An 11,865-nucleotide genomic window follows, 5' to 3' on the forward strand; every position below is an offset into this window, starting at 1 on the left:
ATGGTTCATAGGCCAAGCCCCAACTATGAAAAAAAGTGTTGACCTTACCACGAAGGCTACCATGCCCACCACTCCATGTAAAACCGGCGCACTACCTGGGGATTTACACATACTTATTGACAGTACCTCGGGTGGAGCGCTTGACTCTTTTTTGGAGCGCGTTCGACATAGATTGGAGCGCTTTCCTCGATTTCCGAGCGACTCTAATTCGAACTGGCTCTGATTCGTTCAGCTTTTAAAAAAGCCATTATCCTGGTACTCGAAGGATAATGGCTTTTTTATTATTTCGATTTATGATAAAAGGATTGTGGAACGTCTGAACGGAAAAACATGAGTTTATTTGTTCTTGGATGATAAAATGCTAATGCTTTTGCATGTAAGCCTAGCCGACCAATCAAACGGCGATGACCTCCGCCATATTTCTTGTCGCCCACTACTGGATGACCGAGTTCCTTCATGTGGACACGAATCTGGTTCTTTCTTCCAGTTTCTAACTCTACTTCAAGTAAAGAAAAATCTTGATTGGATTGGATGACACGATAGCGCGTAGCAGCACGCTGCCCATCATTTTTTATACGGCTAGAATACATCTGATGTGTTGCACTTTCTTTTAACCAAGAGACAATATAGCCCTTTTCTTTTTGAACCTTTCCTTCAACCAAAGCTACATAGGTTCTTTCCTTAATGATATCTTTCCAATTATCTTGGAGTTGACGTTTTACCTTCTCACTTTTCGCAAAAAGCATGACACCAGATGTTTCTTTATCTAAACGATGTACAACAAAGATACGATTGGTTGGATCCTCTTGTTTCACATAATCCATTAACTGGTGAAAGGCTGTTTGACGTCTTTCTTCCTTTGTAGCGATAGATAGAAGTCCCGCTTCCTTATCAATTACAATGATATCGTCATCTTCATAAATAATCGACATCCCAATAAAGACTTCTTGTTTTACAGCCTCTTTATTCTTTAAAACTTTAACAACTTGTCCCTTTTCCAGCATATAGTTATGCTGTGTTTGTATACGATCGTTCACAGAAACCTGACCTCTTGTTAAAATGGACTTTACCGAATTACGACTGCGGTTTCCCATGACTTCTCTAAGAAAAGGAAACAGCTCCATTGACTCCGTAACTTCATAAGTCAGATAAGGGGCGGTCTTTTTCGATCGAGGACGCTTTTTGTTTTTCATTTAATAACTCCTTTAATCTTCTGCTGTATTGAAATGTCTATTTCTGCAAATTATCTATCTATTCAGTATAAGGAATTAAAAATCAATCCTCATCCTTCACATCTATATCTTCTGGAATTGGTTCGTCCAGGTACGCCTGGATTAACTTCCTATACTTTTCAACTTGTTCGAAATAGGTCGTAAATTGCTGTTTATTAATTAAATAGTTTTCCCCGTCATAAATCGCGCGTATCTTTCCTTGTAAAACATAAGCACGCACAATAGATTCATCTAATGCTAAATATGCCGCTGTCTCCTTTATTGTTAAATACATTTAAATATATTGCTTTTGAAGGACGTCATGATACGCTTCATTTTTCTGCATTTGTTTTTTTGCAAACGGACATAAAGGGATAACATATTTATCATTTTCTCTTGCATATTGAACCACATGTTCCAGCAGCTGTTGAGCTATTCCTTGACTTCGGAGTTCTTTTGCGACATACGTGTGATCAATAACCAAACGATTCGATCCTGATTGAACAAAAGTTATTTCTGCTTCTGGGTCTCGAATGTCCTCTCCAACATAAAATTTAGTCTCTCCTTTATGAATTGTAGCCATTTTAGCCCTCCTAAAATTCAACATTATCTTACATTATACTCTTTCAAGTTTCTTGTCTCAAGATATTATTTATGTAAGCGTTTCATATAATAGGACGAAATATTTTTAGTTTACCTAATACTTCTTTTAGCCCTGCTTCCAGATGAATTGGTCCTTTTTCGTTTCCATCCATTACCTTATCTTCCAAATGAACATTAAGGTACGAAGCAAACCAATTCACCTTATTAAAGCACTTTTTTATAAAATCCCAAGGTGGCGTATTATATTAAAATGGTACATCGGCAAAACCCTTTTTCTAGTAATCCTTAAATCGACTTTCCACGTAACCAGGAATCGACCAGATATTTTCTCCATCTTCCTTTGCTTCTTCTTGAGCTTCTTCTAACTCATCCAAGTATTTCGTATTTGGTTCATAAACAAAAGCAACTCTTGCATATCCTTCTTCCACTAACATTTGATTGACGTTTTCCCCATCAACCCAAATATATGCAAGCATTCGATCATAGTCATCTCTGTCAGGGGTACCTCTTTCTAATTCTACCTTTTCTCCTTCAGGCATCAGCTTTTTGGCAAAGTCACTTGCCTCCTCACCAAAAGGCTGGACTTCCGTATTAGGCTTCACACTTTCCGGGGTATCAATTAACAGTAAACGAACACGCTCTCTCGTCCCATCTTCAAGGTGTACAATAACTGTATCACCATCCACAACCCGTTCGATGGTAACGAACTCTCTCCCCTCTGCTGGATTGCTTTCTCCCCAAAATTCAAGCAGCCCGCACCCTGTTAAAACAAACAGCAGTGCAAGCATCATACATATTCGTTTCATGTTTCCCTACAACCTTTTCTCTCTAAATATCATTCACCCGACAAATTAATAACCAAGATCATGTTGATATAAATTAATCGATGGTGTTTCTCCGTTTAAATAACTTTTTAAATTAGGAATGAATATATCCTCTATTACACGCTGATTGTAGAACTCTGTTGCTCCTGCAGTATGTGGTGTAAGAATCACGTTTTCCATTTCCCAGAGCGGGCTAGACTGTTCTAATGGTTCATTTTCAAATACATCCAATCCAGCACCGGCAATTTCATTTTTCTCTAGCGCTTCTATGAGTGCCTTTTCGTCCACAATTGGGCCGCGTCCGATATTGACGAAGAAAGCATCGTTTTTCATCTGTTTAAATTGTTCTTTACCGATTAGATGGCGGGTATTCTCTGTTAATGGTAAAGTAACTACAACAAAATCACTTTGAGAAAGCACCTCATCCAGCTGATCGGTTTGATACATTTCATCCACATACGCTGTGTCTTTACCAGAATGACGAACACCGAGAACTTTCATTCCAAAGGTTTTCGCAATTTTCGCCGTTTCTTTTCCTATTTCACCTACGCCAAGAACACCAATGGTTTTCCCATGAATTTCTCCACGAAGATGGGCATGATGCCAAGTCTTTTCCTGCTGCTGTCTAACGTAAGTATGAATCAATCTAGTAAAGCCAAGAATATAAGCGAAGATCGTTTCTGAAATGGGATAGGCATGTACGCCATTAGCACTTGTCAGTTTAATTTGTTTCTCTGCTATTTGGCTTAAGTTTAAAGAATCAACGCCTGCACTCCAGGTCTGCACCCATTTCAGCTGATCGCTTTCTAAATACGTATTCTCTTTATCCTTTCGCCAATTAACAAGAATTTCTGCTTTTTTGAGAATATCATCTGAAAGCTCTTTTCCTACTTGAATATCCCAATCTCCAGCAACCTTTTGAATTTCTTTTACGTATTTTTCCTCTAGGTTTAAATGAATTGCCATTGTTCTTTTCGCCATCGTTCCTCCTATCCGACACCATTACAAAAGCTGGCACCTATTCTTATATTTTATTATGTTCATCTTAGCAATTGCTTCGACATATCGCAATGACTGCGCATTCTTTGTATTTTCGTGAAACTAGTAATACAATGTGAACGTAGCTTATTTAAATATAAAGTAGGAACGGAATCACTACAGCTGATTTCGAAAGGAGAACCAACCATGAATGCAAACCAATTACCGGAAGCAGTTCAACAGCTGCTGGAACAAAATAAAAAACAAGTAACAACAAACCAAGAACTGATTCGTTCAGGGGGCTACCTACCTCCAAACGAAGAATTATTAATTGATGCGATTGTTGCATTAAGTATGGGTAAAAATATCCTATTAAAAGGACCAACCGGAGCAGGAAAAACAAAATTTGCAGAAACACTTTCTTCCCTATTCGAGCGTCCTATGTACAGCGTCAATTGTTCCGTGGATTTAGATGCAGAAAGCCTAATGGGCTTCAAAACGCTTGCCTATGAAGAAGGAAAGCAAACCATTGAGTTTATCTCTGGTCCCGTAACAAATGCGATGAAACAAGGAACTTTCCTTTATATTGATGAGATCAATATGGCAAAGCCGGAGACGTTACCACTGATTAATGGTGTGTTAGATTATCGTCGGACAATTACCAATCCGTTCACGAATGAAATCGTCACGGCTGCAGAGGGATTCGGTGTCATTGCAGCGATTAATGAAGGTTATATTGGTACAGTTCCATTAAACGAAGCACTTAAAAATCGCTTTATTGTCATCGATGTTCCATATATCCAAGGCGATCAGCTTGAGCAATTAATTACGGATTCAACCAATCTAAAGGATAAGCAGCTAATCGGACATTTTGTTACCCTGTCCAATGATTTAATCACGGCAGTGCGTCAAGGAAAACTGTCAGAGGATGCTGCTTCCATCCGTGCATTATTAGATGCTTGTGACCTTTCTACTTATCTTCCGCCGAAGCGTGCTGTTTTGCGCAGCATTGTGGATAAGCTAGATGAAGACCGCGAGAAAGCATTTGTTGAGAACCTGGCGGATACCCTATTTTAAGTAAAGGAGCAATGTTTATATGTATCGATTCCACCAGACCAAAGTAGATACCCATTTATTCATGCAATTGCAGGATCTGACTACTGTCTTGGCAAACAATGAACAGCTGCAATTCGAGTCTAGCTTTGGCTCCTTTATTGATTTAGTAGAAAATAAAGTGACTGTAAGCCGATTTTGGGACCGTCTAACGCCAGAAATGAAAGAGGCTGGTGCCAAATCCGATGTTATTTTGCGGACGTTGGGCACTTTACATTTAACAGATGTACAAACCATGCAACGTTTTAAAGAGGATATCAGAGAATCTTCTCTTCCTAAATTCGCCATACAAGTGCTGACTTTATTGGAAGATATTCGCCTAGAGGATACGATTCGCAGACAACGTCCTGGTACAAAGCGAAACTTTCATTACCGGCAAAAATATTTTCATCATTATTTCACAACGCAATTGCAGGCTAACGTGACACGTAGTTATGTTACCGATGAGGTTTTTTGTATGATATATTTATTACTTTTTGCTAACCAGCCAGACCCGAGCTTTCCACGTGTCGAAAGAGAGCAGCTGGACATGCTGGATACTCTGAAGGCCCATCTTTACAGCGTTTTTGAAGCAAAACATACAAGGGACACTGTTGCTTTAACCGAACAAATTGTTCAAAAAATGCAAAGAGCAGGCTATACGGATTCCATCCATGAATATTTTATACTCCCAATCGGGCACGTCGAAACATATGAGAAAAATACACTGTTTGACGAACTGACGCGTACGGATCCACTTGTCAATGAGGATGAACAGGAAGAGACAAATGAAGAGAATGAATACTTTGATGAAACCTTCTCTACATGGCATCGCGAAAATAAAAATGATGAGCGCAAACAAAACTTCCTGCAATTTGAATTAGAGCAAGGAACAAAAACCTCTATGCTTGGAGGCGGCGCACGCGAAACAGAAGACGGCGACCAGGCTGTTGCTGCGATTCAGGGTGCTTCCGGTCAAAGCAAACAAAATGATTACTCAGATAAAGAAGCTTTAACAAAAGAAGAAAATACGAGAGAAGACAGTAGTGAATCGAGCTTCGGTAAAGAAAATGAACATGCTCAAATGTTTTCGAAATACGCTGAAACGCCGACAGAAGAGGAAGAAATACAATATCGCCAATTCGTGGAAGAAATTGATCCTTATAAAAGAAAACTTGCCAAGACCATTCAATTAACCTTGGAGCATAAACAAAACGCACCCAGAACGGATTTATTGTTTGGCAGACTTTCTAAAAAGCTGCTTCCTATCTTTTTAGAGGACTCTCCCCGCGTTTTTTATAAAAAGGAACAAGAATCAAAAGAATTTGATGCTGTTTTTACGCTATTAATTGATTGCTCTGCTTCCATGGAAAATAAGATGGAGGAAACGAAACGTGGTGTAACCCTCTTTCATGAGGTCTTGAAAGAATTGCGCATCCCTCATGAAATTATTGGTTTCTGGGAAGACGCAAATGAAGTAAAACAAGATTATCAACCGAACTATTTGCAGTATATACAGACACTCGAAGATTCTTTATACCACGAAAAAGGGGCCAAAATCATGCAGCTGGAAGCGCAAGAAGATAATCGCGATGGCTTCAGTATTCGTCATGTTACGAAAAGGTTAATCAGCCGAAATGAAAAGAACAAATTCTTACTTATCTTTTCAGATGGACAGCCCGCTGCGTCCGGCTACGATCAAAATGGCATTGTAGATACGTATCAAGCAGTATCTAACGCTCGCAAGCACCAAATTGATGTAGTTGGTATGTTTCTCGCAAACGGGCAAATTGAAGAGAATGATGATACGATGATGCAAAATATTTACGGGAAAGAGCGCGTTATGGTTCCAGATGTGAGCGCCTTGCCAGAACACTTCACTCCCCTGCTAAAACGATTATTATTGAAGGCAATCTAAGCAAAGGTTCAGATAGCGATTTGAAATGGAGTTAACTCAAACCGCTAACGAACCAAAAGCGCAAAGCGCCCGTTCTAGGGTTGTGATTACCAATGTTGTCAGGTTGATAAAAATCATTACATATTAAACGCAATATGGATAGAAGTGAAACCTAGCTAGCGTAGTGTTTTTCCGTAGCGTGCATTAACCTGACAACATAGTTGCGATTACTCGCCCCACCGAAACCATTTGCAAAACTTTTATACTTTCAATAAAAAAGGCAGCAATTAGATTGCTGCCTTTTTTATTGAACTTCCATATGCAAGTCGCCTGTTTTTGCCCAGCCTTTCATTCGTAATGCTTGATAAGTTATTACCGAAATGATTGCTGGAGTAATAACACCGACAACAATATACATCATTAATACGCCGATTCCTTGATTTGCTAATATATTTAAAGGTGCAATAAATGAGTTTAATCCTAAACCAGCCAGTTCATATGGCACTTCAAATTTAAATAATAAAATAGCGATTGGTGCACATATTATAGATGACAGAAAAGGTCCAATTACTATCCGTGGATTTTTAACGATATTTGGGACCTGCACCTTTGGCGTTAAAAAGGACTGTGCAATATTTGCACCTAAATTATTTTGTTTGATAGACATTGCTGTAAATCCTGCAAACTGTGCTGTACAGCCGATAAGTGCTGCTGCACTTGAAACTGGATCAAGCTGTAATGCAATAGCAATCGCTGCGGAAGATGCTGGCGACATTAAAAAGATACTCCACACCAAAGAAATAACAACTGCTGAAATAAAAGGTGACCCAACAGTGGAATTGGCAATTATCTGACTAATTTTTTCAAGCAATGGTGTCGTTACAAATGCAAGTCCTACTCCCGACACGCCACCCACAAAAATAGAACAGAAGGGAATTGCCAGCATGTCCAATGATGTTTTTCCTGTGACGCGTTTTCCGACCCAAGTAGCGATAACTGCTGCAAGCACTGCACTGATTGGCTGTCCTGTAGCCAATGTCCATGCTCCATCCGCAGTAACGGATAATGCATTCGCACCGATCGTACTCGATGCCATCGCACCAAAAATAACTAACGTGTTACCGCCAAGCTGATACGCTATTCCAGCACCAATTGCCGGAGCAAGCATAAGCTGAGCAGCATTACCTATTAATAGAAAACCTTCCCACCCTGTAAATGTTCCGATTGTTTCAATTAATAATCCGATACCAAGCGTCACTAATACGGCATTAGCTAAACCCTGTGATGCTTTGTACATTCGATCAATGATGTATTTTCTAGTTGTCTCTTTCACTTTCCGATCCTCCTAAACCCTTACTCCCATGCCTTTTCTTTCAATAAAGTGGGAAATGTTATTCCATTCTAAAAAGAAAGTGTCATTTATAATAAACCTTTTTCTCATTCGCGTCAATAATTATTTTCTTCTGAACATTTGTCTATATGCCAGAAAATGAACGATTTTGGTTGTTTTCGATTGGATTTAATGCTAGTATCAAATTAAGAGGTGAAGATATGCTAACAGATGAACGTCATCAATATATATTACAGCGCCTAATTGAAAGCGGTGTAATTAAATCTGTTGATTTAATCGAGAGCCTTGGTTGTTCTGAGTCTACAATACGTAGAGACCTTGCTCAACTAGAAAGTAAAGGACTGCTGCTCCGCATTCATGGTGGAGCAAAATTAAACGCTACATTTGGAACGGAACTAACATATCAGGAAAAAACGGTCAAAAACAGTCAGCAAAAAAAGAATATAGGAAAATTTGCCGCATCTCTTTTAGAAAAGAATGATGTCATTTATCTAGATGCCGGCACAACAACGCTAGAGATGATTCCATTCCTTTCTGATTTGTCCATTACCGTTGTTACAAATGGTATTGCACATGCTTCTATGCTGGCAGATAGACATATCGAGTCCTACCTCGTAGGCGGTAAGTTAAAACATTCTACGAAAGCGATGGTAGGCGCACCTAGTCAACGTTTTTTAAAGAATTATCAATTTACAAAAGCCTTTCTCGGTATAGACAGTATTGATATGACATACGGCTGTACAACACCAGATCCTGAGGAAGCATCCATGAAACAATTAGCAATCGAACAAGCTGCCGACACTTACTTACTTGCAGATGACAGCAAATGGAATAAGGTCAGCTTTGCGAAAATATGTGATATTTCCGATGTGTCGTTTATTACAAATAAAGTATCAAATATACATCAGCCCTATTTAAGGCACACAACTATTTTGGAGGTGGATTAGATGATTTATACAATAACCTTAAACCCATCGATTGATTATATTGTTCCTGTAGATCAAATTGAATTAGGCGGGCTTAGTTACATGAATAATGACTATAAGCTGCCTGGAGGAAAAGGAATTAATGTATCACGAATTTTAAAAGCTTTATCAACAGATTCCGTTGCTCTTGGATTTATTGGAGGCTTTACAGGTAAATTCATTGAAGATGCACTAAATCAATTAGATGTTCGGACAAACTTTGTCAATATTAAAGAAGATACACGCATCAATATTAAACTTAAATCCGATCAGGAAACAGAAATTAACGGCCGCGGTCCTGCTTTATCAGATAAAGAAGTGAACCTGTTTCTTAAACAATTAGAAGATATTAAAAAAGGGGATACAGTTATTTTATCCGGAAGTAAACCGCCTTCTTTAGCCAATGACTTTTATGAACAACTAATTCAGCAAGTAACACGTCAAGGAGCCGAATTTGCGATTGATACCACTGGAGCAGCACTGGAAGCGTCTTTAAGCTATAAACCATTGTTGATTAAACCAAATATCCATGAGCTTGAAGCATTATTTGATGTGAAACTGGAAACCGATCAAGAGGTCATTTCTTACGGGAAAAAGCTTTTAGAAAAAGGAGCCAAACACGTTATCATCTCCATGGGTGGAGACGGCGCTTTGCTTATAGCTGAACAAGGAACGTATAAAGCCGCGGCCCCTAAGGGTAGACTAATTAATTCCGTTGGTGCTGGTGACTCGATGGTGGCAGGATTTATCAGTTCCTACTTAAAAACAAAAGATCCTGTAAAATCTTTCAAAACATCTGTGGCTTCCGGCAGCGCAACCGCTTTTGCAGAGGATCTTGCCACTACCGAAGAAATTGAAAATCTATTACCTTACGTACAAGTAGAAATTATTAAATAGAAAGGATGACAAACATGCAGGTTACAGATTTATTAAAGAAAGATGTTATGCTTTTAGACCTTCAAGCAACATCCAAAGAAGCTGCAATTGATGAAATGATTGCAAATCTCTATAAGCATGGTATCGTTTCTAACCAAGAGTCTTTTAAAGAAGCAATTATAGCGCGTGAAGAACAGTCATCTACCGGTTTAGGTGACGGTATTGCGATGCCGCATGCAAAAACAGCAGCAGTCAAAGAGCCTACTGTACTTTTTGCAAAAAGTAAAGCAGGTGTAGATTACGATTCCTTAGATGGACAGCCTGCTCACCTCTTCTTTATGATTGCTGTTCCTGAAGGCGGAAATGACACCCATTTGCAAACATTAGCAGCTCTCTCTCGACTTTTAATGGAGCCAGACTTTGTAAATAAATTAAAAGAAGCTGCTACTCCTGATGAAGTACAAGCGCTGTTTATCGAAGCGACACAAGAAGATGAAACTTCGGATGAGACAGAGGAAACGGAAGAAAGTACGGAGGAAGCTACCACAAACGAAAAGCCATTTGTCGTAGCAGTTACAGCATGCCCTACTGGGATTGCACATACCTATATGGCAGAGGATGCTTTGAAGAAAAAAGCAAAAGAAATGGATGTAGACATCCGCGTTGAAACAAATGGTTCGGACGGTACAAAGCATCGTTTAACAGCAGCAGAAATTGAACGAGCTTCCGGCGTTATCGTAGCTGCTGGCAAAAAAGTAGAGATGGAACGTTTTGATGGAAAACATCTTATCGAACGGCCAGTAGCAGACGGTATTAAAAAAGCGGAAGAACTGATTACAAAAGCAGTGAACCAAGATGCGCCTGTTTACCATGCAACTGGGGGAAGTTCTCAAGGTTCTGAAGATGATGGACAATACGAAAAACAATCTACTTGGGGTAAGATTTATAAAGATTTAATGAACGGGATTTCTCATATGCTTCCATTTGTTATTGGCGGCGGTATTTTAATGGCTATCTCCTTCCTGTTTGAAAGTGTAGTAGGAGATGATTCACAGCTTTTCCTTTTCTTTAATACCATTGGGGATACAGCATTTAGCTTCTTAATCCCAATTCTTGCTGGTTATATTGCCATGAGCATCGGTGACAGACCTGGTTTAATGCCTGGTGTGGTAGCTGGTATGATGGCAGTAGACAGTAATGCTGGTTTTATCGGCGGTCTTATCGGCGGTTTTGCTGCAGGTTATATTATGGTATTAATCAAACATCTATTAAGAAAAATGCCACAATCCTTAGCAAGTATCAAACCTATTTTATTATTTCCAGTAATCGGTCTGCTCGTAACTGGAGCGGCAATGTATTTTGCAATAGGTCCAGTCTTTGCAACAGTAAACAACTTTATTTTAAATTTCTTAGAAGGACTTGGTACAGGAAATATTGTTTTACTAGGTATTCTTCTTGGCTATCGATATGGGTGGACCATTTAATAAAGCAGCATATGCGTTCTCTATCGGTATTTTCACCGATACTGGAGACGGAGCATTTATGGCAGCTGTTATGGTCGGCGGGATGGTTCCTCCATTGGCTATTGCGCTTGCTACAACATTCTTTAAAAATAGATTTACTGATGAGGAGCGTAAATCTGGAACAGCCAATTATATAATGGGACTCTCCTTTGTTACAGAGGGAGCCATTCCATTTGCAGCAGCAGATCCATTACGCGTTATCACCTCATCTGTTATCGGAGCAGCCATCGCGGGAGGATTGACACAGTTCTTTCATAGTACCATTCCAGCACCACATGGCGGGATATTTGTTGTCCCACTTGGTGATGCACCAATATTTTTCTTACTTTCATTGATCATTGGTGCTGTTATTGCGAGTATTATTCTTGGCTTATGGAAGAAACCAGTCACCAAGACAGAATAAAAATTTCGAAACTATTGAGGCTGGGACAAAACCCAGTAAAAACAGAAAAGTGACTTTCTACAAAGATAAGTAGGAAGTCACTTTTTTAATTTGATTAAAAAATAAAATAAATGTACAAAAAAAGGATACCTTCTGATAAAGT

General features: G+C 39.2%; 10 protein-coding genes and 1 pseudogene. 5 read left to right on the forward strand and 6 right to left on the reverse strand.

The genetic code is table 11. The annotated features are described in order from the left end of the window. Window positions 1-281: 281 nt before the first annotated feature. From KI343_RS19320 to KI343_RS19340, 5 genes are all read right to left on the reverse strand, one after another. Window positions 282-1,193: an RluA family pseudouridine synthase gene (locus tag KI343_RS19320; RefSeq protein ID WP_212928045.1), complete on the reverse strand. Its 912-nt coding sequence runs from the start codon at window positions 1,191-1,193 to the stop codon at window positions 282-284. 82 nt (window positions 1,194-1,275) lie between these two features. Then, a complete protein-coding gene (locus tag KI343_RS19325; RefSeq protein WP_212928046.1) occupies window positions 1,276-1,506 on the reverse strand; it encodes an excisionase family DNA-binding protein in 231 nt (76 codons plus the stop codon). Continuing rightward, window positions 1,507-1,794 (reverse strand): GNAT family N-acetyltransferase, encoded by a 288-nt coding sequence (locus tag KI343_RS19330; RefSeq protein WP_212928047.1) that lies wholly within the window; start codon window positions 1,792-1,794, stop codon window positions 1,507-1,509. It abuts the gene before it with no gap. Between the two features lie 295 nt (window positions 1,795-2,089). Further along, complete coding sequence (locus KI343_RS19335; protein ID WP_212928048.1) at window positions 2,090-2,620, reverse strand: thermonuclease family protein; 531 nt, start codon at window positions 2,618-2,620, stop codon at window positions 2,090-2,092. A gap of 45 nt (window positions 2,621-2,665) precedes the next feature. Beyond that, the gene (locus tag KI343_RS19340; RefSeq protein WP_212928049.1) at window positions 2,666-3,619 is read right to left on the reverse strand and encodes a D-2-hydroxyacid dehydrogenase; all 954 of its coding nucleotides are present in this window, start codon (window positions 3,617-3,619) and stop codon (window positions 2,666-2,668) included. A 204-nt stretch (window positions 3,620-3,823) separates the two neighbouring features. Between KI343_RS19340 and KI343_RS19345 the strand changes: the two genes are divergently transcribed. Together KI343_RS19345 and KI343_RS19350 are read left to right on the forward strand one after the other, a co-directional pair. Beyond that, window positions 3,824-4,693 (forward strand): AAA family ATPase, encoded by an 870-nt coding sequence (locus KI343_RS19345; RefSeq protein WP_212928050.1) that lies wholly within the window; start codon window positions 3,824-3,826, stop codon window positions 4,691-4,693. A gap of 19 nt (window positions 4,694-4,712) precedes the next feature. Next, window positions 4,713-6,626 carry a vWA domain-containing protein gene (locus KI343_RS19350; RefSeq protein WP_212928051.1) on the forward strand — a complete coding sequence of 638 codons (1,914 nt, stop codon included), beginning with the start codon at window positions 4,713-4,715 and terminating at the stop codon, window positions 6,624-6,626. A 283-nt stretch (window positions 6,627-6,909) separates the two neighbouring features. On the opposite strand, the gene KI343_RS19355 is transcribed toward KI343_RS19350, so the two are convergent. Further along, window positions 6,910-7,938 carry a PTS sugar transporter subunit IIC gene (locus KI343_RS19355; protein ID WP_212928052.1) on the reverse strand — a complete coding sequence of 343 codons (1,029 nt, stop codon included), beginning with the start codon at window positions 7,936-7,938 and terminating at the stop codon, window positions 6,910-6,912. Between the two features lie 218 nt (window positions 7,939-8,156). On the opposite strand from KI343_RS19355, the gene KI343_RS19360 reads away from it, so the two are divergent. The 3 genes and pseudogenes from KI343_RS19360 to KI343_RS19370 all read left to right on the forward strand — a co-directional run bounded on the left by KI343_RS19360 (window position 8,157) and on the right by KI343_RS19370 (window position 11,723). Next, window positions 8,157-8,903, forward strand: coding sequence for a DeoR/GlpR family DNA-binding transcription regulator (locus KI343_RS19360; protein WP_212928053.1), 747 nt, complete (start codon window positions 8,157-8,159; stop codon window positions 8,901-8,903). After that, window positions 8,904-9,818 carry a 1-phosphofructokinase gene (pfkB, locus tag KI343_RS19365; protein WP_212928054.1) on the forward strand — a complete coding sequence of 305 codons (915 nt, stop codon included), beginning with the start codon at window positions 8,904-8,906 and terminating at the stop codon, window positions 9,816-9,818. A gap of 14 nt (window positions 9,819-9,832) precedes the next feature. Continuing rightward, window positions 9,833-11,723 (forward strand): annotated as a pseudogene (locus KI343_RS19370) (PTS fructose transporter subunit IIABC). Window positions 11,724-11,865: the final 142 nt, after the last annotated feature.

Source organism: Oceanobacillus sp. J11TS1 (assembly GCF_018333215.1).
Classification (GTDB): domain Bacteria; phylum Bacillota; class Bacilli; order Bacillales; family Amphibacillaceae; genus Oceanobacillus.